The sequence below is a fragment of the Planctomycetaceae bacterium genome (assembly GCA_041398785.1).
Taxonomy (GTDB): domain Bacteria; phylum Planctomycetota; class Planctomycetia; order Planctomycetales; family Planctomycetaceae; genus JAWKUA01.
Genome location: JAWKUA010000018.1, coordinates 107,894 through 133,087 on the forward strand (window position 1 = coordinate 107,894; position 25,194 = coordinate 133,087).

Sequence of the window (25,194 nt, forward strand, 5' to 3'; positions counted from 1 at the left end):
GTCTGGGTTGACTTTTCCGGCGTGACGAAGGAAGTGCCGGCGAATTGCTGTCCGTGTCGTGCGCACAGAGGCGGCGCGACTGCGGTCATCGCGGCGAAACAGTCCGATCGGCAGAATCTGCGGCTGGCGGCGCGGCGGCGCAGTTGCCGGCAAATGCCCAGTAGCCCGCAATCATCGCCAGTCCGAAAGTCCACATGCCAAGGAAGGCACCGATGCCAAGGTGCATCAGGACGCCCATCGCCAGAACGATCGGTCGCAGCGGACGAACCCAGACCAGCGCCGGAAAACTGAGTTCCCAAAGGATGGTGACGTGGGCAATCACTTCAATGACCTGAGAATGGTGCGCCAGCCAGGTCAGGTCGAATGTCTGGTACTCGCGGTTCGCAATCACGTTCCAGATTGCCTCACCGGTCCACCAGGTCACACCCTGAAGTTTGGAAGCACCGGCATAAAAGTAGATCAGGCACAGATGCAACTGAATCAGTCTGATCGCCAGATTCGCCGACACCGACGGCCTGCCTCTTATTTTTGCGACACAGTTGGAATCGCCGGTGGACGGATCTGCCTGGCCTGCAGCACGACGTCTGCGCCACGAATCCAGTGACCACGAGGCTCCCGATGGCCCGATCGCCAGATACAGCACCAGGATTCCAAAAATCTGATCCAGACCGAACGCTGCAATCGGATTTCGGTTCGTGTACGACATCACAATCAACACCGTCAGCCAGGCCGTCCAGCGAGTGAACAGTCCCAGCCAGAAACAGGTCAGCACGGCGATGGACGCAACATGAACTGGAACCTGCCAGGCTTCGGGCACAAATTTCCAGAACGTAATTGCATAACCGTTGGCGCTCATTCGCCGCAGCGTTTCGATGTCGATCCAGCCGTTATTGCCGAGGAATTCGTCGAACCGCAGTCCCCACACGATGTGTGCGTAGACCAGAATCGCACCGATCCACAGCCGAATGATGCCCAGCGGAGCCGGATCCGCGGCGGAGAACCAGAATCGGTTCCAGGCAGCGTGCAGCCCGCGCCACCAGCGAGCGAGAGCCAGCATTCTTTCGCCGATCAGTTCTCGCACGTGACAGTTTCCAGGGGCTCTTCGAGATAACTTTCCGACGCTTCCAGACCTCCGCCGTCCTGAACGTATTCAACGGTCGGGATCAGATGCACGATTCGGGACAGCGTCACTTCCGAAGCCGATTTCCTTCGGCACAGACAACGGCCATAGGAGCGGATTAGTTCAGTGCGCATCTCTTCCGACACGCTGCTGAGATTCTCGCTGAGCATGAAGTAGCGGTGGTACAGCAGCCGCGGCTGTATGTCGACCGACGGAAAGCGTCCGTCGTCGGTGGTTCCGTCCGATCGCTCGGCGCTCCATGCGATCATGGAACTGGCTCCCGGATTCGGGGCGAAGTAGTGGAATCCGTGATTCAGATTCAGCCCCTGAAGATAGGGCGCGAAGAACCGCCACGTCGACTGCACCGATGTCGAAGACGGCGGTATCGACGCGGCCGCGATGACGACAGCCGAAATGTGGTAAATCAGCCATACGCTGACGACCGCCATCGCCGCCGATGACCAGCGCGGATATTCGTCCGAACTCATGATTGTCAGTTCCTGGCAGTTGCCGCCGCCTGCGGCCGCGTGTCGCAATAAGGTGCGTTTCGATCGAATGTCGTCATTGACATGCAACGCGACGAGCGGGATATCCAATTGCCGATTGTTATCGCATCTTCGTCAGGACTCAAACGGCGAAAAGCCCGGCTTTTCAAAAAAGCCGGGCTTCCGGTTGTGGCACGGGATTCTGATTGCTGAGCGGCAGGTCGCTCAGGATTCTCCTCCGTCATCACCTCCGCCGTCTGCTCCCTTGTCGGCGTCTGCATCGTTGGTGGCGGCCCCGTCGTCCGCAGCCGGAGCGGCTTTGTCGATCGTAATTTCGTCGCCGACGGAAACGTTCAGCTCAACCGTTTCACCGGCCTTCAGTGTCTGTTCCGATTCCTTGCTGAGCACGTCCGCGTCGCCGGCCACGACAATCTTTACGACGTATTTGTAGGTCTTGTCCGGTTTGGGAACCGGAATCAGGTAGCTGCGAGTCAGTCCTTCGGTCGTCATTTTCTTCTTGCCGAGATACACGACCACGGCTTCGTCGGGCACGTTCAGGATGATCCGGGCGTGTTGATCGTCGAGCGGTCGCAGCATCCCCTGGCTAAGCGGAAATCCTCCTGCCGATCCATAGGAACCACCCGCCGAACCGAATGATCCTCCAGCCGATCCGAACGAACCTCCGGCTGATCCGAAGCAACCTCCTTCACCGCCGAACGAACCTCCGGAAGAGCCGAACGAACTGCCGGTGGGCAGAAATTCTCCGCCGGCTGATCCAAACGAACCGCCCGCCGAACCGAACGATCCTCCCGCTGAACCGAATGAGCCGCCATGAGATGAAGAAAACTCAACGGGTTGCGGGCTGCAGTTGCAGTCAACCTGAGCGTTCGCCGGCGCGACACCGAGAGACAACAGGGCAACCGCGGGCAGCAGTCTTCCAATGCGAATCAACATGATTTGTGGCCTTTCAGAGCACGACGACACGACGGAGACCTCCAGGGTCCGCGAAGCCCGCGGCCGAGCCGAATGGCGCCGGTCCGGGATTCCTGGGATCGCTTCACAGACGCGTGAAACAGGACGGTTCGCATCAGTAACGCAACCGCCAATCGATTCTGCCAGAAACATTGAGGGCTCGCCGCAGAAAACTTCGCAATCGACTTCGACATTCGGCAACTTCTGTACACGCACGACCCGTGGGCAAACCCTCGCGGACGATCGGAAAGTAGCGGCCCGGTAAGTTCTGTGGCCATGCCGATGGACGGCACCGCACTTCGCCGCAGCGATCATCTGCGAATTCGGATCGCGGTGTCCGCCGCCACGCCGGCAAGGACTCCCGCCGAATAGCAGATCAAATCCGTCCAGAGGAATCCGATGCCAAGCACCAGGCCGCCGAACGTTGTGTGCCGCAGTGCGTCGATCCACGGCGCGTGATAGAGCTGACTGAATTCAATCGCGAACGCGAATCCGATCGCCGCCAGTCCGCGACGCGTTGCGGGAGCGTTCGGCATCAGAAGACTGACGCCCAGAAACACCATCAGTGCCCACAACGTGTCGCCGGCAAACTCCGCCACAAAAGCGGGAAGTTGATCACGGTACCGTCGCGAAGCAAGTCCCGCCGCGATCACCACAAACATGCAGCCGCCGTAGGTCAGACGCAATCGCGATAAGCGCATCTCATAGCTCATCCGGATTCAAAATGAAGGCGGTTAGTCTCGTGCAGCGTGTTTTGGGCCGACTGCGGGAACCGACCGCCATAGGTGCAGCTCACGCCAGTCGGAGTCTGTGCGCTCAACGCGCTTCCTGGCGATTGGCGGCACTTGCGCCGACGGATTGACACGCATCCGCTGCACTGTCATCAATCGTCCCGGGAAGTTGAAGCCGCCAGGCCATAATGTCAGAGTCCCGGTACCGTTTTCGGATGCAACCGCATGAAAAGAATCGTCTGCCTCTTGCTGTTTGTGCAATGTGTAATGCCACCGATCGATGCAGCACAAGACCCGCGAGATACGCGCGCGCCTTCGGCGGATCGACAGGATGTCTTGAAGCGGTTTGTCGATGAGTGCGTCACGATTACTCCCGGCACGGCTCCGTTTCCGCCGTTGAATTCGGGTGACGGCACCGGCGCAGCACAGCCGTTTCGAATCGCGAAATATGAAACGACTCAGGAACTGTATCAGGCCGTGACCGGTGCGAATCCCAGTCGCTGGAAGGGACCTCGCAATTCGGTGGAGACCGTCAGTTGGCTGGAGGCCACCGCATTTTGCCGGCAACTGACTGCGCTGCTGCACGCCGCCGATCTGATTTCGAAGGACGAAAGCGTCCGACTGCCGACGTCAGCCGAATGGGAATACTGTTGCCGGGCAGGGACCGACACGCAGTATTCCTTCGGTGACGCTGCGATCGACAGCGGGACATCGGTGATCGATCAGTTTGCGTGGCATACCGGCAATGCCGCCGGCAACGATCCCGCCGTGGGAGTTCTGCGGCCGAACGCGTGGGATCTGTATGACGTTCATGGGTACCTCTGGGAATACACGTCGGATCAGTGGCAGCCAGATGCGGTTTCCTCGGATGCTGATGCAATTCCGATACGCACGATGCACGGCGGATCGTGGCGGGACCATCACCTGCTGCTGAGCTCGTCTTCAAAACTGCCGGTACCTGAATACGCATCCGGAGACGCGATCGGGTTTCGCTGTGTGATCGCCAAAAAGCCCCTTGAAAAGGAAACTCGCAGGCGCTAGCGAAGCGGATTGCGTTTGGATATGCTTTTTTCACGGACAAACATGATGAATCGATCGGTGTTACCGGGTGACCGACGTCAGGACGCGGCGACCCGCGAACTCTGATCAGGACGACGCGACAATGACAACCGATGAACAGCGTCCCCAGGACGCGCAGCAGACGTCGACGACCACCACCGATGATTCCGTCGATACGCAGCCGAATCCCGAACAGACGTTTGTGCTGTCGACGAATGACTCCGGCGTGAAGGAGTCTCTTCCGCCGGAAGTCAACGCGGAAGTGCCGGTTGCCGATTCCGACGCGTCTGGTCGTGAAGGCGAAGCGGGCAGTACATCGGTCGTTGGCGAAATGCCGGTATCATCGCAGCCGGAGACCGGGATCGTGTCCGAAGTCTCGAACACCGCACCAGTTTCGCAGCCGGCCGACGTCCAGCAATCGTTATCAGCGTCGCCGGTGGTGCCCGCGGAGACACCGGTCGACTCGGTTCCATCAGCCGATGTTGTCGATGCCGCGCTGCAGACATCGGTCGAAACCGGAGGACTTCAGGACACAGCGCGATCCGCCGACCGTCTTCGCGAAAAGCTGGGTGTGCGCAGCGACGAGAAGGCGCGGGGCAGCGAAGATGTGAAGTCGCAGCGCCCGGAGACGCCGACTTACGAAGGGCCGATCGACATTCCGGCAGCCGACGAACTCGACGCTTCGATCGAAGAGCAAATCAACGCGGCCATGACGGGCGAACCGGCTGAAGCACCGGCGGCAGTTCCTTTAGAACCGGTGGCGGCTGCCGACGGTGGCGAACAGCAGTCCGGTGGTCCCGCCGTGACGGACGATGAGGTGCAGATCGGCTCGAAGGTCAGGGGTGTCGTCCAGCAGATTCATCATGACGACGTGTTTCTTGACGCGGGACTGCGCAGCAGTCTGCTTGTTTCGCTGAAGCAGTTTCCCGATGGAAAGCCGCCGGCCGCAGGCGACCAACTGGAAGTCGTTATCGATTCGATTGACGGCGACGGTTTGCTGCGGGCTCGGCTGCCTCGCGCGAAGCACAAGGCAAGCGGCGACTGGAGTGCTCTGGCGACCGGTCAGGTTGTTGACTGCATTGTGACGGGCACCAACAAGGGCGGACTTCAGGTCACGGTCAGTAACCTGAAGGGCTTTCTTCCGGCCAGTCAGGTCGATCTGGGCTACGTCAGCAACCTGGAAAGTTTTGTCGGCCAGAAGCTGACCGTGCAGGTCACGGAAGTGAATCCCCGCAAGCGAAATCTTGTCGTCAGCCGCAGAGTCCTGCTGCAGGCGGAACGCGAAGAAGCCGAAGGCGAACTCTGGAAGACCCTGGAAGTCGGCCAGGAAATGGAAGGCACCGTCAAGACAATCAAGAACTACGGAGCATTCGTCAGTCTTGGAGCGATCGACGGATTTCTGCACATCGGCGAAATGTCATGGTCGCGGATCAATCATCCCAACGATGTCCTGAGGGAAGGCCAGGAGATTCAGGTCAAGATTCTGAAACTGGATGAAGAGAAGAAGCGCATCAGCCTTGGCATGAAGCAACTCGTGCAGAATCCCTGGCAAAGCGCTTCGGAGAAATACGCTTCCGAAAGAATCGTTTCGGGCCGCATTAGCCGGATCGCCGATTTCGGAGCATTTGTGGAGCTGGAACCGGGCATTGAAGGCATGGTGCACATCAGCGAACTCGCATGGCGGCGCGTCGGCAGCGTCAAGGAAGTGCTGTCAGAAGGTGAGACGCATGACTTCAAGGTCATCGAAGTCGATCCGAAACGCAAACGCGTGTCGTTGTCACTGAAGGCTCTCGAACAGCGGCCGGAATCTGAAAAGCCGGACCGGGAGTCTGCTCCGGAAGAAAGTGCCCCGCCACGGCGCAAGCCCAGCTCCGATCTGCGCGGCGGGACCGGTATCCAGGGCCAGGGCAGCGGCCTCTTTGGGAATCCGTCGGACTTTTCCTGAAGTTCAATTCCGTGGATGTGCTGACGTTATCCGACTTCGAATTGCTGGAGGAACTGCACGCCACGGAGCAGTTCACCGTGTTTCACGCTACGCAGCCAGGCTCCGGACGAGACGTGCGCGTAACGGTCTTTGACCGCGGTCTGTCAGATATCCCGCAGTTCCGCGCTGCGTTTCGCAAGGATTGCGGCCGGCTGGAGCATCTGCACCACGACACGGTCCTTCAGTACCTCGGCCACGGTGAAGCGGACGGCGCGCTGTTTTACTTCAGCGAGTATCCCGGCGGCCTGACACTGACACAGCGGCTGGAGCGAGGACAGCAGTTTTCCTGGGACGAAATTGCCGATCTGGGATGGCAGATCGCCTCAGCTTTGCAATTTGCACACAATCTTGGCATCAGTCATTCCGGCCTGACGACAGACTCCGTGCTGGTCAGTGATGTGGTGCGGGTCAAAGTCGCCGACTTTGGCGTTTCCCGATGGATCGACAGTGCGGACGACAGACTCGAAAAGCATACCGAAGCGGACTGGCTGAACTCGCAGGCTGCGGACTTAACAGCTTTCGGCGAAATCCTGGAAGCTCTGTCCGGCGCACGCGATTCTAGTCCGGACGACTCGGTGGATGACGACTGTTCAGGAGCGACAGTACAATCGGAAATCCATCGCCTCGCGAATGATCTGAAATCGCCCGGCGGTTCGCGGTTCCCGGCGACTGCCCGTGAAGTGCAGGGCCGACTGGGCAATCTGCTGCTGAGTGTCGCGGGCGAATCCATAAGAATTGTCGACCACCGTGCCGGCCAGTCGTACGGAAAGCGGTCGATTGTCGATGAACTGTTCGATGACGCCGAGACGCTGGATATTGCGCCACCACGTTCCGGCGCGCCGCAGCCTGGTGCCTCAGGCGGAAAGGAATCACCCGGCTCCTCGGTCGCAGTGGTCATCGCGGCAATTGTCATCGCGACAATTGTCATCACAATCATTCTGTTGACGCGGCAATAGAGGACTCCCCGAACGGATGACCAGTCAGCCATTTTTCCAAAGTGCCGCATTAACACGCGGGTGCCGTGGCACACGGAGATTCGGGCCGCAACGAAGGCGCTGGTGCCGGACGTTTCGACGTCACCGCGAAACGTTCCGCACATCTTCTGTGATCCCGCTGTGTTTCCTCAGCCCCCGATTGACACAATCGACCGGGGCACAATAATCGTTCGCCTGAACCCCGCCGCAGACTTATGACCGGTGCGCCGCGTCTGGAGCAACAACTTGTCACGTCAGAAGACCAAGTCGAAGAAAAAGAAGAAGCACATTCCGCTGTATCTGGATGAAGCGGAACGTGACGGACTTCGCAACGCGGCCAGGTTCAATGCTCAATTGATGGACTTTGTTCGAAGTCACGTGGGCGAGGGTGTCACGACAGAGGAACTTGATCGGCTGGTGCTCGAATACACGCTTGATCACGGCCACACACCAGCGTGCCTGGGGTATCACGGGTACCCCAAAACCATCTGCACAAGTATCAACGAAATCGTCTGTCACGGGATTCCCAACGACAATCCGCTGGAATGCGGTGACATCGTGAACGTCGACCTCACGACGATCGTCGACGGCTGGTTTGGTGATCAGTCGGAAACGTTCATGATCGGCGACGTGACGCCCGCGGCGATGAGGCTTGTGCAGACAACCTTCGACGCAATGTGGCACGGCATCCGTTCGCTGCGGCCCGACTGCACAGTGACACAAATCGGGCGGGCCATTCAGTCATATGCCCAGCAGCGGGGATACTCGGTTGTGCGGGAGTACCAGGGACACGGAATTGGCCGGGATTTTCACCAGGACCCCGGCATTCCGCATTTCCCGGCTCTGACGTCGAATCGCGACGTGCTGCGTCCGGGCACGTGTTTCACGATTGAACCCATGCTGAATATCGGCGGCTGGAAGACAAGGCTCGACAAACGCGACGGCTGGACGGTTCGAACAATGGACGGTTCGCTGTCGGCTCAGTTCGAACACACGATCCTGATGACGGAGACAGGTCCGGAAGTTCTGACACTGACGGAAAACGGACCGCAGGAAGGCCACGTCTTCGGGCTCGTTGAAACTCGCGTTCTGGATTGACCGGCCGTTCCGCGAATCCACACGCGCACGATTGGCCAGTCGCGATGCCTTCGCGGACGCGCTGGCGAACAGTCAGAACGGCCAGATGATCGGCAGCAGCACGATGCAGATTGCCATCAGCAACAGGTCCAGCGGAATGCCGAACCGCAAGTAGTCGGAGAACCGATATCCTCCCGGACCATACACCATCAGGCTGGTCTGGTATCCGATCGGTGTGGCGAATCCCGCGGAAGCTCCCATCATCACGGCCATGGCAAAGGGCATGACGCTGACTCCCAGAGACTCCGCGGACGCCAGTGCGATGGGAAACACCAGCACCGCCGCGGCGTTATTGGTGATCAGTTCGGTAAACAGGACCGTCGTAATGTAAACCGCAGCGAGAACTCTGATCGGACTGCCGGCGGCAAGCGAAATAATGTTCGCCGCGATGGTGCCCGCGGCGCCGCTTTGATCGAGCGCCTTCCCCAGTCCCAGAGACGCGCCGATCACCAGCAGCACGGACCAGTCGACGCTGCGACGTCCTTCACTTGCCGTACAGCAGCCGGTCGCGACCATCATTCCGGCGGCCAGCAGTGCGGCGGTCATCATTTCCAGCACCTGAAACGATGCGGCGATGACAAGCCCCAGGGAAATCGCGATTGCTGCAGGAGCCAGGTTGTGACGAACGGGAGCCGAATCGTCGATACCGCTGACAAGAAAGAAGTCCGGAGAATCGCGGAGCTCGGCGACGAATGACGGTCGCGCTTCCAGCAGCAGCGTGTCTCCCGGTTGCAGCACGATGTCGCCGATTCTGCCCGGAATCCGGCGACCGCTGCGGGCGACGGCGATCACAGCCGCATCGTAGACCGATCGAAAGTGACCGTCGCGAATGCTGCTTCCCAGCAGCGGGCACCGATCCGACACCACGACTTCAATCATGGAACGAGCCGTCTGGCGGGTTGTCATCTGAAACACGGGGTCGGCGGCCGGCACCAGTCCGCGAATCTTCCGCAGGTCCACCATCGATTCGACGCCGCCGACAAAGACCAGGCGGTCCAGAGCTCGCAGACGTTCTTCCGGGCCAACCGCCGCCAACACGTCGCCGTTGCGGTCGATTTCCACCAGAAACAGGCCGGGAAGATGACGCAACCCCGCCTGCTCAATCGTCCGGCCTGCCAGCGGACTTCCTTCCGGAACGGACATCTCTACGGAATACTCGCGCGGATCATCGGAGCGACTGATCGCGGGACTGCGATCCGGCAGCAGCCAGCGCTGAGTCAGCATAATGAACGCCAGTCCGGCAAGGCAGCAGGGAACACCGATCCACGCGGGATCGAACAGACCAAGTTCAGGAAGGTCCGTTTCGGAGGAAATAAGACCGCTGACGACAACGTTGGTGCTGGTGCCGATCAGCGTGCAAAGCCCTCCCAGGGTCGCCGCGGAACTCAGCGGCATGTACAGCTTGGACGGACTGATGCCGGTCCGCCTGCACAGATCGCTAACGAACGGCATGAACATGGCGACGACGGGCGTGTTGTTCAGAAACGCGCTCAGGCCCGCGACGGGAAGGATCAGCTTTGCCTGTGCCGCCGGAATGCCGGATGTTCCGCCACCCAGCATGGGTTTCGTGAGTCGCGTCATGGCACCGGTCTGCACCAGTCCCGTGACCACGACAAACAGCGCACCGACAGTGATGACCGCCGGATTGGAAAACCCCTGGACCGCTTCAGCAGTGCCGGGCAGGTGTTTCGTTCCGGTCAGTTCGCTGACGATCAGCAGGAGAACCAGTGCCGCCAGGACCAGCAGATCGGGAGGTCCCCAGTTGCGGGCCAGCGAGATCAGCAGGACAACAATTGTCGTGATGGCAAGCCACGCTTCCCAGGTCATGAATTTCGACTCCTGGCCATCGACTGTTTGGTGTCGGGCATGGGAATTATTTGCTGCTCCGGAGATCGATCGACCTGCGTCGCACTGTTCGGCCGACGCTGACGAAGCGTGCGGATTGCGCCCACAAGCAAAGTGATGACCGTCAGCGGAACCGCGAACCCGGTCATCATCAACTGAAACGTCGGCAATGCCTGGCTGCCGGTCGCCATCAACACCAGCGCCGTCGTGTAGGCGACGCCGCAGGCGAGGAACAGCAGTCCTTCCCATCGCGCGATCAGATGCCCGGTAAAGAACACGGGCAGACAGGCGGCGGCTACGGCAACCATCACCGGAAGATCAAACTGAATCGCCTGCGGTGCGACAGCAACACCATCCGGGGAAATCAGCGCCGCAAGCCCCAGAACGCCCAGCAGGTTGAACAGATTACTGCCCACGACGTTACCGACGGCGATGTCGCGTTCTCCGCGGGCAGCCGCCACGATTGACGTAGCCAGCTCGGGCAGTGACGTACCGGCGGCGACAATCGTCAGGCCGATGATCAATTCACTGACGCCCGCCCTGCGTGCCAGAACTGTGGCGGCATCAACCAGTCGATCGGCACCGATCACCAGCAGCGCCAGGCCGGCGGCAATCAGGGCCAGTTGCCACAGAAAATGGCCGGCTGTCGATCGACGAACCTCCGGGGATCCGGATCCTGCGTCGGCCGCGCCGTCAGTCTCGAAGGCGTGGTCGTACTCCAGTCGAATCGCGGGCAATTCTCTGCGCGCGGAAACGACACACCATGCCGTGTACGACAGCAGACCCGCGAACAGCAGCCCGCCTTCCAGACGGCTGATTGACTGATCAAGTCCAAAAAGCAGAACCAGCACCGAGACGCCGATCATCAGCGGTACGTCGAAACGAACCAGTTTCTGATCGACAACCAGCGGGACGACGATCGCGGAAATCCCGAGAATGAACAGCACGTTGAAAATGTTGCTGCCGACGACGTTGCCCAGTGAAATGTCGGCTCGCCCTGACAGCGATGCTTTAACGGAAACCGCCATCTCCGGCGCGCTGGTGCCGAAGGCGACTACGGTCAGACCGATGATCAGTGACGAAATGCCGAACGACGCCGCAAGTCGCGACGCACCGCGAACCAGCAGCTCCGCGCCGGCAACCAGCGCGATCAGCCCGACGACCAGCCAGATGAATTCCATTGCGCTGTTTCCCTCCGGTTTCCACAGATGCCACGTGCCGGAACTGACCCGTCGTCAATTCCAATTGCGCTGGAACACACCAGCGACGCCATCGTCGACTGTCGCGCTACAGCGCCTGCGAATTCAGGTTGGGCGCAGAGGCCGTGCTGGAATTCGCGCTATACGCCGTTGGTGGTACGGCGGGCGGCTCGGTGAATTCGCCGACAGGGGCTTCGATTGCGACCCGTTTTTCGGGAGCCACTCCGAACTTCCAGTTCAGCCAGCTCCACCAGGACAGGCTCTTTTCCCAGCGACGAATCGCCGTCCGCAGTCGGACAACTGACGGGTGTTCCTTCTCCGCGATCTCGCCGAGAGCCCCGCAGCCTCCGTCGGTCAGTCCGGCCAGCAGCAGCGATGTCGCGAAGTTCACGCGGTAGACGACGGGAAGTTCCGGTCGCATCCAGGTGGAACCCGCGTGCAGAATGAAGGACCGATACGTGCGGACGGCGTCGTCGTACTGTTCCAGTCGCATCAGGCAGACTCCGCGGGCATTTCGGACCTTGTCCGTGGGCATGCTGGCGGACAACAGCAGGGACAGCGCATCGCGGAGTTTGCCGGTATCCGCCAGCCTCGCAGCCTTGTCTACAAGAGCACTAACACGGTCATCGCCGTGGGAGAAATCACTGTGATGGTTTTTCATGGGAGACTCCATTTGAAAAAGTCACCGATTGGAATTGTCGCGGTGACCGGAACGCGTGAGACGTAAGGCGATGGGCTGATGGTGCGGATCGGAACTGCCAATGTTCCGGCAGTCACCTGCGGATGACTCGTCCTGCGACCTGGATGCCTTCAGACGGCAACGTCGCGCTAAGAGGCCATCAAAGCCCTCGTACGAAAGATGAAAAACAGGAACTGCACGGCGACGCTGCTGGTCGCCGGTTCCGCTTTCATAGTCTCAGCATCATGCGCAGAGTCAGCAGCGTCGGACTGCCGGCGATCGGAAGCGCGTGCGGTCCATACGCCTGAAGATTGGGACGTCGGAGCGCTTTGCCGCTGCGAACCGGTGCAATGCCGGCCGTCACCAGCGTACACCAGCCTGACGGGCTGAGCGTGCGGATTCGCGGCGCCTGATGAGCCGGCAGCGTGACCCGATTCGCTTGCTCAACAGCCGAAACGGGTATCGCTGGCGAATTCGCCGTGCTGTCGTCCGTGATTCCCCTGGCCGCCCGGGTAACCGGATCGCTGCTTGAAAGGGCTTTCGCGTCAGTCGCCTGGAAGAAGGCTGTCCCGCAGAGCCCGATAAAGATTCCGGCACCAAGAATGAAAAGTGCCGCGGTGAATCGGCGACGGGCGAACGATCGCGGTCGGCTGCAGCAGGCAGCAACATTCCGCAACGGTGGGGTTCTTGACGGCAGGCCAATGCAAGTGGTCAATTGAGCGTACCAGCGGACCGCCTGAGAAATCGCTGAACGAGCCAAAGAACGGACGACGACCGCTCGGCGACATCTGAACGAGTCCTGTTCAATTTTCGGCGTCACCGAAGCAGCGGCAAGGATCGCACATTCGGATTCCCGGCGCCGGGAAACCTGCCCCTCCGTTGCGACCTGCCTTTGACCTTTTCCTTGGCATCTTTTTCCTTGGTATCTTTGGCTCCGCAGTTCTTTGTACAGTGATTCAGAGCCGGTCTGGCTCCACCAGGGTCCGATTGGATCGGTCGTAGGTCGCGCTGGCCGAGAGAATCTCCCCTTCCGTGTAAGGGTTTCCGCCCACTCCCAAATTTCAAGGTAGTTTTTGGTTCCAGGCCATCGATTTCGTCCCGCGCGGTCGATGACGAGAGGACACGGCGAATCCATTTCGAATTCCGTCTTCCGCAGTCATTGTCATGATCGAGACTGTTCAGGAAATCCCAGCAGAATCTGAAGACCGTTCGCTGTCCGCGACGCTCGCGTCGGCATCGGCCGAGTCTCTGAATCGGAGCCGTTGGCGGGCGGAGGGCGTTCGGAGCCGCGAGATGCGGCAGATCGAAGACATCCTGCAAAGCACGTCGCGAAACGTTCTGGACGTCCATCAGCAGCGACTGGCCAAATCCAACAAGCGCAGCGAAGCGCTGCGGGCAACCGTGCGAGCGCTGGTGACGACGCTGGAAGGAAAGGACCTGTATACGTGGGGCCACAGCAACCGTGTCGCTGAACTTTCCCGATTGACGGCGATGCGGCTGGGGCTGGACGTCGACTGCTGCGAACGGATCTACACCGCCGGGCTTCTGCACGACGTCGGCAAGCTCGGAATTCCGGATACGGTCCTGAACAAGGCCGCTCAGCTAAGCAGTGCCGAATACAACCTGATCCGGCTGCACCCGGTGATCGGATTCGAAATCGTCCAGCGCGTCAGCAGCCTTGCCGACGTGGCTCCCGCCGTCCTGTATCACCATGAAGCGTTCGACGGCGCGGGTTATCCGGACGGTCTGGTCGGTGATGAGATTCCGCTGGACGCCAGAATTCTGGGCGTTGCCGACGCCTTCGATGCGATGACCAGCGCTCGTTCCTACCGCAACAAAATGTCCCCGCGCCGCGCGGAAGCGATTCTGCTTGACGGATGCGGCCGTCAGTGGGACGCGGAATGCGTCAGAGCCTTCCTGTCGGCGACCGACGGGGCACGGCTGACAATTCAACAACCGTCTATGACCAGCGTACGTCTGCGTTGATCTGAATTGCCGCAATTGGCAGCGCCCAAAATTCGCTAAGGCGTGCGGCAGATGAGAATCTACCCGCCAGCCGCAGGGCGCTATCCCGGGTTCTCAGCGAACACAACCGCGGCGAGCGCCGTGCGGCTTGCGGGCAGGTAACAGCTCATCGGCCGCTCGCCTAAAGACCGGCCTGTTCGGGCCAGTACCGCTGTTCGAGATCCTTGAGTCTTTCGTATGCGGGATGCACTGAGCCGTCGGGACGCTGCAGCAGCGAACTGGTGGCATGATCCTGCGACGCTGCGTCCCAGTCGAAACAGTAGACTCCAGTGACTCGCTCTTTCGACAGGCACATCAGCAGGACGTTTTCCAGCCACTGAGCCTGCTGCACTTCGAACTGCGGTTCGCTGACCGAAGAACCGTCTGAATCAACAAGTTCGGGCAGAGCAACCATCACGTTCAGCGGGACCTGCAACATCGACCAGTGGTCCAGTAGCTGCGAGAACGACAGCAGATCTCGTGGCAGACTGGCCAGATCGTCCTGTCCGCAGCGAATTTCCAGGCTGACTTCGTCGATGGACACACCGCTTCGCCGCAGCGTGTCAACGAACTGAATCGGGGGCAGTCGATTCTGTGTCGTGCTGATGTACTCACCCCACGGCTGCACGACGCGCAGGCTGATTTGTATCTGCTCGTCGACCTGTCGTGCGGCACCGATCGCCTGCAGGGCCAGATTCAGACGCTGTTCCTCGGTCAGTCCGCAGGCGCCGCCGCGGTTTGCACCGCAGATGACTTCCCAGTGCCGAATGCGGCCGACATAGTGGCCAACAACCGTTTCAACGAAATCGGCTGTGAAGCTCTGCATGTTGACGGGGTCGCCGTGCCAGCATTGCATCCAGTTGGGAAACCGGTTGCGAGACAGATCCACCAGCGGTCCCCCCATCAGGAACAGGCGGTTCGTGGTGGCCCAGTCAACCAGCGCGTCCGTCTGAGTCCACTGATAGTCGCCGTCGGACGGTTCCATTCGGCTCCAGTCAGTATTGACCAGGACGGCGTTGAATGCGTCCATGTACAGCTCCGGCCTTGCCGGAATCTCCGACAGCCGGCAACCCAAAAACACCGGAAACTGAGTCGATCGCTGCCGTCGAAACGCCAGCCGCTGCCGGGTGTAAAGTTCACAAAGCTGATCGGTGGCGTGGTGGGCCAGGCGGAGTGCTCGAATCGCGGAATCCAGCGATCCGGGAGCCACAACGGCGTTGCGAAACGTGCGATGGGCCATGTCGCGAGTTGTGTCCACTTCCGGAGAAGATCGCAGCCCGGCTCCCGTCCACAGTCCATAGTGATTTCGCAGGCGAGAAAGCTCGCCGCGGGCCAGTTCGACTTCCAGTTGGTACGGAACCGGCGTTTCCCGCAGGCAGGTGGTCTGCGCCACGAACTGTTCGGTTGGGCTGACCTGACACAGAATTCTCAGGCGGCTGCTTTCCATCTGAGCACGATCGCAGGTGAGCAATCCGCCTTTGAGCGTCGTTGACGACGGGATCACTCGCCCGTCAAACGTGACGAAGTCGGCGCGTGCGATACCTGTTTCTGAAAGCAGTCCCGGATGTTCGGTGTGAAACTGAATCGTTCCCATTCGGTCGCCTGAAACGAGATCTGTGCGGTCGAAGGCCGTGACGACCGCTGCTCAATTGTGGTGTTCCGGATGTCGCTCGACTGGCAACGCGGATTATGGGCAGGTGGCAGTGTATCGCCGCCGGGGATCGTTGTTCAACGAATGCCACCGGGTTATGCTGCCCGCCCGCGATACCGGCCTGCGATCCGTCAGCGCTTTCGGCCTGGTGACGAACTCCGAATGACAGGAATTTCAAATTTCCCCGCCTGACTTGTCCCGCTGCCTGCCTGAGTTGCCAGATGAACACGCCTGTCCTGAGTACTCAGATTCCGGGTATTGCCGTTCGCCACGGAAAAGTTCGCGATGTCTATGACTTTGGCGACCGGCTGCTGTTTGTCGCGACGGATCGCATCAGCGCATTCGACTGGATTCTGCCGACCGGAATTCCTCGCAAGGGCGAAGTGCTGACGCGGCTCAGCCGGTTCTGGTTTGACCGACTTGATGTTGAGCATCATTTTCTGTCAGACAGCCTGTCTGACGTTCCGTTGCCTGAATCGGCCGATCTCAACCAGCTCCGAAATCGCAGCATGGTTGTGAAGAAGACCGACGTTGTGCCCGTGGAATGCGTGGTTCGCGGCTACCTGTCCGGTTCCGGCTGGAAGGAATACCGAACCACCGGAACGGTCTGCGGAATTCGACTTCCGGACGGGCTGCAGGAAGGCAGCCGACTTGAAGAACCGGTCTTCACACCGGCAACGAAGGCGGAATCCGGTCACGATCAGAACATTTCGTTCACGGAAATGGCCAGCGCCGTCGGTCAGCAGACTGCCGAAAGGCTGCGCGAACTCAGCCTTCACGTTTACGCAGAAGCCGCCGTATTCGCCGCAGAACGCGGGATTATTCTGGCGGACACGAAGTTCGAGTTCGGACGCCTCGACGGCCGGTTGATCCTCATCGACGAAGTCCTGACTCCCGACAGTTCTCGCTTTTGGCCCGAATCTTCGTGGAAGCCGGGTTCTGCGCAACCTTCCTTCGATAAGCAGTTCGTGCGCGACTGGCTGGAAAAATCCGGGTGGGACAAGAATAGTCCTCCCCCCGAATTGCCCTCTGATGTCGTACAAAAGACATCGGAAAAGTATATTGAAGCGTTCGAACGGCTCACGGAACGCCGGTTTTGATTGTCAAATGTTGATCCTGGCAGCCTGTGGAAAAAAGTGTCTGAAACTCTCCGGCGGCTGAACTTCGACCTGTTTCCCCGCCGCCCGCAGAGTTCAAAACACCTGTTTCCACGCACCTTTTCCACGGGCTGCGGGGACACGTCAGCGCCGTCGGTCCGGGTGTGTTGCTGTTGTATCACTGGGACGGCGCTGCTGGCACGTTTCCCGTGGTGCCGAAAGCGCAGTCCCTGTGGTCAAACAAGCCGGCGGCAGTCAATTTGACCGGGACGCGGGACGGCGGCAGAAAGTTGGCGGAATGCCATTGCCTGAGAAATCCGTCGGTGTCACATTGAATCGCTGGCCGGGAGACGTCCCGGAATTGTTACGATAGCTGCGGTTGTTGATGCCCCGTTTCGACGCAACCTGGTGCCGGGAGTTAAATTGTCTCATGCAGTTCCGCTTTCAGCGTCAGCGGCGGCTTGTGTCGGTCAAAGCAGCGACTGCAGGTGACCGCGCCAGCATCCGGTCTCCCAGTGCCGGACGGTGTTTCCACCCGTTCCCCGTGGATCTATTGGTGAGTCCCCAACGTGGCAGATAACTCGAAGCAACAGAAGCCGGGCAGCCAGAAAGTCAGGCAGGTCGGCGATTTTTCGCTGGTGCGAAAGCTTGGCAAAGGCGGCATGGGAGAAGTCTGGCTGGCTCGGCAGGTCAGTCTGGACCGGCTTGTCGCGTTAAAGACACTTTCGAAGGAACTGGCGAAAAAGCCGGATTTCGTGCAGCGGTTTCTTCGCGAAGCACGGTCGATGGCGAAACTGGACCATGTCAACGTCGTCAAAGTGTATGCTGTCGATTCATTCAAGGGACTTCACTTCGCGGCGATCGAATACATCGACGGCGCCAGTGTTCAGGACTGGCTGAACAAGCTGGAAAAGCTGCCGGTCGCCGACGCGGTGCACATCGCAATCGTCACCGCCGAAGCGCTGCAGCACGCGCATGATCTGACGATGGTGCATCGGGATATCAAGCCCGACAACATTCTTCTGACCAGCAAGGGTGTGGTCAAAGTGGCTGACTTCGGACTGGCGAAAGTCCTTGACGAAGACGTCTCGATGACGCAAAGCGGTACCGGACTGGGAACCCCGCTGTACATGGCTCCGGAACAGGCCCGAAGCGCCAAAACGGTCGATCACCGCAGCGATATCTACGCTCTGGGTGCCACCCTGTACCACCTGCTCACAGGGAAGCTGCCGTACGGTGGCGGCACAACTCTGGAACTGATCATTGCCAAGGAAACCGGCAAGTATACTCCTGCTAAACAACTGCGACCGGAAATCCCCGAGAAGCTGGATCTGATCATCGACAAGATGATGATGAAGGAACCGGCCCACCGTTACAAAAGCTGCGCGGAAGTCAGCCGCGACCTGCTCGCTCTGGGAATTCACTCCCCCGCCCTGACCTTCATCGACGGCGCCGTGCCGAATTCCGTGGGGATGAGCGGCACTCCGACCACCAGCAGTCTGGCGGCGACCGCCATCGGAAACGATACTCAGGACTATCGCGGCAGACGAATTGTCGATAAATCCAAATCGGCGGCCGGAAAAAAAACATCGCGCACGTGGTACGTGCAGTACGACGACGACAAGAAGCACACCGTCGTGGATAAGCTGTCTACCGGTCGTGTCCTGAAGATGATCAACGCCGGTCGGCTGACTCCGAAAGCCCGCTGCAAAGTTTCCGCGGACGGAACGTACCAGCCACTGGCGGCCTTCCCGGAATTCAGGAGTGCCATCGAGGACCAACTGGCCCATCGTTCTGAGCGAGTCCGGAAGGAGGACATGCAGACGCTTTACATTCAGGCCGATCGCGATGAAAAGAAACGCCTGCGATGGCGCTGGATTCGCAATAAGGCCCGCGGCACAGTCGGAGCGATCACGCTGTTGATCTGGCTGGCGTGCATCTCCGCGGGTCTCGTGGCGCTGTTCTTCATCGGTCGCTGGGGATTCAACAAACTCGGTGAAACGGTTTCCGAACTGACCGAAACCGAAGCGAAGGACGCGTCACCCAAGGCCACTCTGGATGCCGACAAGTGAGCCCCGCAGCTTTACTTCGAATGCCGCAGGCTCACTGCAGAACATCGGCAAGCAGCGACACGCTGACAACCTGATGCAGCGGGACCAGGACACGTTTGCGGTTCGCCCTGATGCCGTGAACTTTTGAATCGAGCACGTAAAGTTCGCGAGTCGTCTTGGAATCCCGAAGGTCGTGGACATCGGCGTTCGTCAGGATCAGTGTCTTGTCACGCACTTCGCTGAGCGTGCCGACGAAGACGAACAGAGATTCCACGTCAATGACGACCGTGTTGCCAACCAGTTCCTGCATCCACAGATTCTCCCCGGACAGCGAATCGCCGCCTGAATTTTCCCGCCGGACTTTCATTTTCCCGGCATTCTCGGGTGAACGCCACTCAGTCCCCGCGATATCGTCCGTGCTGTTTTCGGCTCCGTGTCACTATAACACTACCCCCTTCTCTGATGCCGCTTCCGTTTCGCAAAAACATCCAGCAGATGGCTGGCTACGTTTCCGGTGAACAGCCGCAGACGTCCGGCTGGATCAAGCTGAACACGAACGAAAATCCCTACCCGCCGTCTCCCAGGGTTGTTGAAGCCATTCAACAGGCGGCGTGTGGACGGCTGAACGTCTATCCTGATGCGACCGCTCGAAGTTTTCGGGAAGCCGCGGCGGAGCTCTTCGGCGTCGAACCGGACGGGATCCTGCCCGCCAACGGCAGTGATGAAAACCTGACCATCATTGTCCGATCGTTCTGCGACGAAGATGAGCAGATCGTCTATCCCTACCCCAGCTACGTTCTGTACGAATCGCTTGCTCAAATTCAGCGATGCCGGATTACGCGGCTGAAGCTGAACACGTCCTTTGAATGGACGCCAGCCGACGCAGACAACGTTCGTCAGTCGGCGAAGCTGACGTTTGTTCCCAATCCGAATTCGCCGACCGGAAATCTGTGGTCCGCGGATCAGCTCTGCCGGATCCTTCCGGACCGGGGCCTGCTGGTGCTGGACGAAGCGTACGCGGATTTTGCAGAAACAGTGCCGAATCGCCGGTTGCTGTTCGACGGTCGGTTTCGGCAGCGGCTGGTGGTCACGCGAACGCTAAGCAAGTCGTACAGCCTGGCGGGAATTCGATTCGGCTTTGCCATCGCCGACCCGGAACTCATTGCCGGGATGAGAAAAGTCAAGGACAGCTACAACTGCGACGCCGTTGCGATTGCCGCCGCGACGGCGGCGATCAAAGATCAGGACTGGATGCTTCAGAACCGCTCAAAGATCCTTGCCACGCGTCGCCGACTGGCGGCCGAACTGCCTCAGTTCGGGTTCACGGTGTTTCCCAGCGAGGCAAACTTTTTGTGGACGCATCACGAATCCCGGCAACATCGGGAAATCTATGAACAACTGAAGCAGCACCGCATCCTGGTGCGATTCATGCAGTTCCCGGATGCCGGCCCGAATCAGGAAACTGTCGACGGACTGCGAATCACGGTCGGCACCGACGATGAAGTTGACCGGCTGCTGGAAGCGCTGCGGGACGTGACAGCCGCTGTGGCCAGCGACGGAACTTTCGCCGTGTGATGTTCGGCGCTCGATTTTGGTCGCTGTCTATTCGCCGGCGGCCGGCAGCATCCAGTGAGCGTCAAAGTTCGCCGCCCAGACAATTTCTTCGTCAAACGTACCGTCATCGCGTGGCGTGAATTTCTGCACGGCGATGTCGCCCAGCCGCGGAAACAGCCACGCATTCGATGATCGAAAGTCCTTTTCGTGAAAGGTGTGGCCCGAATTGATCACCACGTACTTTCGCGGGTTCAGAGGATTCGGAAAGATCAGGCTCAGTCCGTGAGTTGCCGTGTCGAACGTTCGGCCACCGATCGTGATCGTTTCTTCCTGCCACGTAACAGGAAGCCCCGGCAGGACACGTTTCAGGACGGAGTTGGACTGCGGGTCGCCGAACAGAATCAGGTGACTTGACGCGATCGTTGCTTCATCGAGTTCCGAATCCTCGATGACTCGCGCATTGCCGCGGAGCCACTTATCGAACTCGCGCCGGAAGCGGCTGAGCGTGAAATCGGCCCACGACTGATGCTGGTCGTCGAACGGTTTTCCCGTTCCCTTCACGCACACGAATGAACTCATGAACGCGTCGTCAATCGGTCCCTGCAGACCTCGCCGCTTGTGGTTTTCTGAATTGTTCTGAAACCCGCGCGACTCGTCGTAGCTCAGCACTCTCCAGCCGTTGCTTGTCATTCGATAATAGACGTCGGGAAGCAACCCCTGAGCGGCACTGCGGCAGACCAGCGGCGTGCCGTCGATCACTGCGGTGTCGGCGATTTCCCGGTTCAGGCTCAGTGCGGCGACATTCTTCGTCGTGACTGTCACATTGCCATCGTCAGTGACCGCGGCCTGGACAGTGGAGGGTTCATAAACCGCACCGACTTCTTCAATCGTCAGCCAGTCGCAGCGGTTGTACTTCAGTGTTCGCGTTGTGAAGCGAATCTCCCGGCGCTGCTGATTCATCTTCCGGCCGGCCTTCGAGTGCGCTTCATGAAACGCCATGAACTCACGAAAACTGTCGGGATGAAATGCATGGCCCATTCCGGGACCGACAAGCAGTTTGATGCTGACTCCAAGTTCCTTCGCGGCATCGACGGTGCTTGTGCTGGCCACCAACTGTGCGTCGTCTTCTCCACCGTATGTGCAGACGGGAACATCGAAGGCGTTCAGCGCGTAGTCGATAGCGTCGTAGATTCCCAGAGTTGCGTGCTGCCATTCCGGAAGCAGCTCCGTTTGTTTCTGGTACTTGTAGAAGTCAACAAACCCGGCGCCGGGACCGACAGACGACCAGCGATCCGGAAAGTGCAGCCCCAGATGCCACGCTCCGGCACCTCCCATGGAAAACCCATGCAGCGTGATGCGATCCGGATCGATGCGAAACCGCCGCTGCACGTCCGCCATGGCTTCAAAAACGTCCGTTTCTCCGGCCCACCGATAAGCATTATTGCCGCGGCCGAAAACATCCAGCTGAATCCATGACTGACCTTCCGGCGGAGCCTGTCCTTCGTTTCGAGCGATAAAGTTGACTTCGTTCATGTCGTCCGCCCGGCCGTGCAGCCTGACGTGCAGAGGCCACCGATTGGCCGATGCGGGATCGACTCCGGATGGCAGAGTCAGCGCGTATGGCTGGACGGTACCGTCGATTGAAGAAACGTATCCGCGAATCGTTGTGCCGGGTTTCAATGCCCACGACGGCTTCCCCGCGTCAAGTTCCGCCGCGCGCTGCCGGCCTGTGCTGATCGCGCTGGCTGCCTGTTCGGCGTAGTTGTCTTTGGGAAATTCGTCGTGACGCAGCATCCGTTCGACGGCCGTGGCAAACACGGCCACGTCGGCCACAAGCGCACTGCCGTCAGGATTCTGCAGCTCGGGTTTTGCGGAGAGGATCTCCACGGATTCCTGCAACTCAGCAAGCTGCGTCTGCAGAGACTCGCGGACCTGCTGCGGCACTTCGGCCGCCGACAGGGATATCACGAACCGAGGAACGCAGACCGCGGAAAGAAGTACGGCACAAACGACGGAACGAATCATGATGATGGGAACTGTTATCAGAGAGGCGGGAGAAAGCGGTAAGACGATTGCGGCAACTGAGTCGCGAACGCGGAAACGGGCGTGTCGGTCGTGCTTCGCCGATCATCGCCCTGCAATGCGAAGGAAGCGGATTTCCGATCACCGGATTGGCAGACGTCGGCCCTCATCAGCGGAAAATCGCCGGCGTGACTTCCGCCGCGGCCAGTCCGTTGTGCTCGTGACGTTTTCGGGCACTCTACGCGTTTGCTCGTTCAGCGGCATGGAAACCGCAGCGATTGTGGGTTCCGTCACAGAACGGACGTCTTTCCGACTGACCGCAGCGACACAGCGCGATTGTCGGCTTATCGCCCGGCGGAAACTGATTGCCCTCGGCGTCTTCGATCGTAATCGCACCCGAAACCAGAAACGGGCCGTTGTCCCGCACGACGACTTTGACATCAGACATAACGAAATCCTGAAACAGGTAGGTTCAAAAAGCGCACCTCCGCATCAGTTTCGCGGTTTGACGGATGACCGTAAAGGTCAGGCCGGTGCCGAAGCCAAACGAAAAGCAGCTCGTTCCGGATCTCTCCGAAACGAGCTGTCTGCCAAGGGTTGATTACGGCGGGACGTCCTCCCGCCTTGACGTGACTGCCGGGTGAATCCTACCAGGCGGAGTTCGGGATATTGAACACCGGCTGCTTGCATTCCGCACATGGCGGTGCCGCGTAGCCGGATGCATCTTCCGTCACCAGCGGATCGCCGCAGTGTGAGCAATGAGTACCGTCGCCGGCTCCGTATTCCGTGACCTTCTGCTTCGGCACACCGGAAGCGATGCACTTGGCACAGGTTGTGCCGAACGTGGCACAGCCGGCTCCAAATCCGGCGGCCGATCCGCCGCCGTACCCGGAACCGTAGGCACCGTGCAGGTAGCTGATCGAATCACCGTACGCTCCCGCAAAGTTGCTCGAACCGACGGACACGCCGGTTCCCGCCATGCCAGCCGTCGACACGCTCGCCGCTGACGCGCTGGCGGATGCCGTGGCGCTGGCTGACGGAGCGTACGCTCCCAGCGTGTACGCGTTGATGACCGGAAAACCGTATGCCGGCGTTCCTCCCAGAATCGTGAACGATGAGGCGGACGCTGCTGCAGCCGCTGTCGGCAGACCATCAGGTCCGATCAGTCCGAACTGACAACCGATTGCCGCATCCCACGGAAGACTGGGGTTCCCTTCGCCCATCGCCGCGGAACAATCTCCGGTGAGAGCGCTGATGGCTCCACCGACCGCTCCCATCGCCGCACCGCCGCGCGTTCCGGCCAGTGCACCGACGGATGCTCCCATCGTGCGACCTGTTCGGTCACCGGCGATGAGTCCTGCGTATGCTCCGGCGCGAGCACCGGCGATCGAGCCCAATTCAATTCCTCGCAGCATGTCCGCGACAGCACCGTTACCGGACTCGAACGCATCGGCACCGGCTCGGGTTCCCGCAAAGGCTCCCGCGTTCACTCCGGCAGTGGCTCCTGCAACGACACTGGAAACGACATCGATATCAGCCCACGTTCCCGCTGCCGCGACGGCACCAGCCGCCGCACCGGCACTTGCACCGGCGACCAGGCTGCCTCCCGCCGTCACGGCCGCAGCCGCTCCTGCTTCGGCTCCTGCACCGGCACCCGCGACCGCCAGACTGATGGCATCCGTTCCTGCGGCGGCAGCGGCACCAGCAGCTGCGGCACCGGCAGCCCCCACTCCAGATCCGTCAGCACCGGCTGCACCAGCAGCTCCGGCGCCGGCTCCGCGAGCGACACCGGCTCCGGCCGTGGCACCTGCCGCTGCACCCGCGGCCGCTCCGGCGGAGGTGACTGCGGCTGCTCCGCTGGTTCCGCCGAAGGCTGCTGCGATCGCACCCAGGCCGACGCCACCAGCTCCGCCCATTCCGCCTGCAGCACCAGCGCCGATGGCCGCGGCGTAGGCTGCGGCTCCGATTCCGCCAAGTCCGGCTGCTCCTCCGCCTCCCATTCCGGCGCCACCTGCACCAGCGCCAGCACCGCCACCAGCGCCGTCTCCCAGTCCAGCAGCGGCGAGAGCGGCGGCAGCTCCGGCGCGGGCTCCCGCAGCGGCTCCGGCGGCAGCACCGGCCACAGCGTCAGCACCGACTGCGGTTGCAGCGGCAGCTCCGGCACTTGCTCCGGCGTTGGCTCCGGCAATCGCACCTGCAAGAGCTGCAGCATTCGCGGCCGCAGCGGCAGCGGCACCTGCGCCAGCTCCGGCAGCAGCACCTGCATCGGCAGCGGCACTGGCGGCCGCGGCAGCTCCGGCGGCGGCTCCCGCAGCGGCCCCTGCGCTCGCACCGGCGGATGCACCTGCACTCGCTCCGGCGGCGGCACTTGAAACCGTCGCGGCTCCCGCAGCGGCGGCCGCCGCAGCTCCCGCGCCTCCTCCTGCTCCAAATCCGAACCCGGCACCGAACCCTGCTCCACCGGCCGCGAAGGCGAATGCGCTGGCACTCGCGGCTCCGCCACCGGCGATTCGAGTATCAATGAAGGAAGACCCGGCCGTAAAGTTGGGAGCACAGTTCGGGTTACACCAGCTCAGCAGTCCGCTGTACCGGTAGGACTGGTCGAGCCGTCCGAACGCGCTGGCCAGGTC

The 25,194-nt window shown here is 60.4% G+C and carries 21 protein-coding genes; 8 read left to right on the plus strand and 13 right to left on the minus strand.

Annotation, left to right across the window (positions count from 1 at the left end; genetic code table 11):
- Positions 1-85 precede the first annotated feature (85 nt).
- The 4 genes from R3C19_19780 to R3C19_19795 form a co-directional block, all read right to left on the minus strand.
- A complete protein-coding gene (locus R3C19_19780; GenBank protein MEZ6062589.1) occupies positions 86-1,081 on the minus strand; it encodes an HTTM domain-containing protein in 996 nt (331 codons plus the stop codon).
- Positions 1,069-1,608 (minus strand): hypothetical protein, encoded by a 540-nt coding sequence (locus tag R3C19_19785; GenBank protein MEZ6062590.1) that lies wholly within the window; start codon positions 1,606-1,608, stop codon positions 1,069-1,071. The genes R3C19_19780 and R3C19_19785 overlap by 13 nt, the downstream gene beginning before the upstream one ends.
- Positions 1,609-1,830: 222 nt before the next feature.
- A complete protein-coding gene (locus tag R3C19_19790) occupies positions 1,831-2,559 on the minus strand; it encodes a hypothetical protein (GenBank protein ID MEZ6062591.1) in 729 nt (242 codons plus the stop codon).
- A 329-nt stretch (positions 2,560-2,888) separates the two neighbouring features.
- The gene (locus R3C19_19795) at positions 2,889-3,290 is read right to left on the minus strand and encodes a DUF2809 domain-containing protein (protein MEZ6062592.1); all 402 of its coding nucleotides are present in this window, start codon (positions 3,288-3,290) and stop codon (positions 2,889-2,891) included.
- A 354-nt stretch (positions 3,291-3,644) separates the two neighbouring features.
- Here R3C19_19795 and R3C19_19800 point away from each other — a divergent pair, with 354 nt between their 5' ends.
- From R3C19_19800 to map, 4 genes are all read left to right on the plus strand, one after another.
- Positions 3,645-4,349: an SUMF1/EgtB/PvdO family nonheme iron enzyme gene (locus tag R3C19_19800; GenBank protein MEZ6062593.1), complete on the plus strand. Its 705-nt coding sequence runs from the start codon at positions 3,645-3,647 to the stop codon at positions 4,347-4,349.
- A gap of 121 nt (positions 4,350-4,470) precedes the next feature.
- A complete protein-coding gene (locus R3C19_19805) occupies positions 4,471-6,312 on the plus strand; it encodes a S1 RNA-binding domain-containing protein (GenBank protein ID MEZ6062594.1) in 1,842 nt (613 codons plus the stop codon).
- An 11-nt stretch (positions 6,313-6,323) separates the two neighbouring features.
- Positions 6,324-7,307, plus strand: a complete 984-nt coding sequence (locus tag R3C19_19810; GenBank protein MEZ6062595.1) for a protein kinase — start codon at positions 6,324-6,326, stop codon at positions 7,305-7,307.
- 264 nt (positions 7,308-7,571) lie between these two features.
- Positions 7,572-8,423, plus strand: a complete 852-nt coding sequence (map, locus tag R3C19_19815; protein MEZ6062596.1) for a type I methionyl aminopeptidase — start codon at positions 7,572-7,574, stop codon at positions 8,421-8,423.
- 72 nt (positions 8,424-8,495) lie between these two features.
- On the opposite strand, the gene R3C19_19820 is transcribed toward map, so the two are convergent.
- The 3 genes from R3C19_19820 to R3C19_19830 all read right to left on the minus strand — a co-directional run bounded on the left by R3C19_19820 (position 8,496) and on the right by R3C19_19830 (position 12,167).
- Positions 8,496-10,289: an SLC13 family permease gene (locus R3C19_19820; GenBank protein ID MEZ6062597.1), complete on the minus strand. Its 1,794-nt coding sequence runs from the start codon at positions 10,287-10,289 to the stop codon at positions 8,496-8,498.
- Entirely contained in the window at positions 10,286-11,488 is a 1,203-nt protein-coding gene (locus tag R3C19_19825) for a calcium/sodium antiporter (GenBank protein ID MEZ6062598.1), read from the minus strand. The genes R3C19_19820 and R3C19_19825 overlap by 4 nt, the downstream gene beginning before the upstream one ends.
- A 106-nt stretch (positions 11,489-11,594) precedes the next feature.
- Positions 11,595-12,167 (minus strand): hypothetical protein, encoded by a 573-nt coding sequence (locus R3C19_19830; GenBank protein ID MEZ6062599.1) that lies wholly within the window; start codon positions 12,165-12,167, stop codon positions 11,595-11,597.
- Positions 12,168-13,478: 1,311 nt separating this feature from the next.
- Between R3C19_19830 and R3C19_19835 the strand changes: the two genes are divergently transcribed.
- Positions 13,479-14,171 (plus strand): HD-GYP domain-containing protein, encoded by a 693-nt coding sequence (locus R3C19_19835; protein MEZ6062600.1) that lies wholly within the window; start codon positions 13,479-13,481, stop codon positions 14,169-14,171.
- A gap of 160 nt (positions 14,172-14,331) precedes the next feature.
- Here the strand turns inward: R3C19_19835 and R3C19_19840 are convergent, their stop codons facing one another.
- Positions 14,332-15,783 (minus strand): endo-1,4-beta-xylanase, encoded by a 1,452-nt coding sequence (locus R3C19_19840; GenBank protein MEZ6062601.1) that lies wholly within the window; start codon positions 15,781-15,783, stop codon positions 14,332-14,334.
- Between the two features lie 278 nt (positions 15,784-16,061).
- Between R3C19_19840 and R3C19_19845 the strand changes: the two genes are divergently transcribed.
- The gene (locus R3C19_19845) at positions 16,062-16,940 is read left to right on the plus strand and encodes a phosphoribosylaminoimidazolesuccinocarboxamide synthase (GenBank protein ID MEZ6062602.1); all 879 of its coding nucleotides are present in this window, start codon (positions 16,062-16,064) and stop codon (positions 16,938-16,940) included.
- A 566-nt stretch (positions 16,941-17,506) separates the two neighbouring features.
- Positions 17,507-19,009, plus strand: a complete 1,503-nt coding sequence (locus R3C19_19850) for a serine/threonine-protein kinase (GenBank protein ID MEZ6062603.1) — start codon at positions 17,507-17,509, stop codon at positions 19,007-19,009.
- Positions 19,010-19,040: 31 nt separating this feature from the next.
- Here R3C19_19850 and R3C19_19855 read toward each other — a convergent pair whose 3' ends face one another.
- Complete coding sequence (locus tag R3C19_19855) at positions 19,041-19,298, minus strand: hypothetical protein (GenBank protein MEZ6062604.1); 258 nt, start codon at positions 19,296-19,298, stop codon at positions 19,041-19,043.
- Positions 19,299-19,450: 152 nt separating this feature from the next.
- Between R3C19_19855 and hisC the strand changes: the two genes are divergently transcribed.
- The gene (gene hisC / locus R3C19_19860) at positions 19,451-20,563 is read left to right on the plus strand and encodes a histidinol-phosphate transaminase (GenBank protein MEZ6062605.1); all 1,113 of its coding nucleotides are present in this window, start codon (positions 19,451-19,453) and stop codon (positions 20,561-20,563) included.
- A gap of 27 nt (positions 20,564-20,590) precedes the next feature.
- On the opposite strand, the gene R3C19_19865 is transcribed toward hisC, so the two are convergent.
- The 4 genes from R3C19_19865 to R3C19_19880 form a co-directional block, all read right to left on the minus strand.
- On the minus strand, positions 20,591-22,567 hold the full coding sequence (locus R3C19_19865; GenBank protein MEZ6062606.1) for a prolyl oligopeptidase family serine peptidase: 1,977 nt from the start codon (positions 22,565-22,567) through the stop codon (positions 20,591-20,593).
- Positions 22,568-22,802: 235 nt separating this feature from the next.
- Positions 22,803-23,012, minus strand: coding sequence for a CDGSH iron-sulfur domain-containing protein (locus tag R3C19_19870; protein MEZ6062607.1), 210 nt, complete (start codon positions 23,010-23,012; stop codon positions 22,803-22,805).
- 199 nt (positions 23,013-23,211) lie between these two features.
- Positions 23,212-24,294 (minus strand): hypothetical protein, encoded by a 1,083-nt coding sequence (locus tag R3C19_19875; GenBank protein MEZ6062608.1) that lies wholly within the window; start codon positions 24,292-24,294, stop codon positions 23,212-23,214.
- A complete protein-coding gene (locus tag R3C19_19880; GenBank protein ID MEZ6062609.1) occupies positions 24,177-25,052 on the minus strand; it encodes a hypothetical protein in 876 nt (291 codons plus the stop codon). The genes R3C19_19875 and R3C19_19880 overlap by 118 nt, the downstream gene beginning before the upstream one ends.
- Positions 25,053-25,194 lie beyond the last annotated feature (142 nt).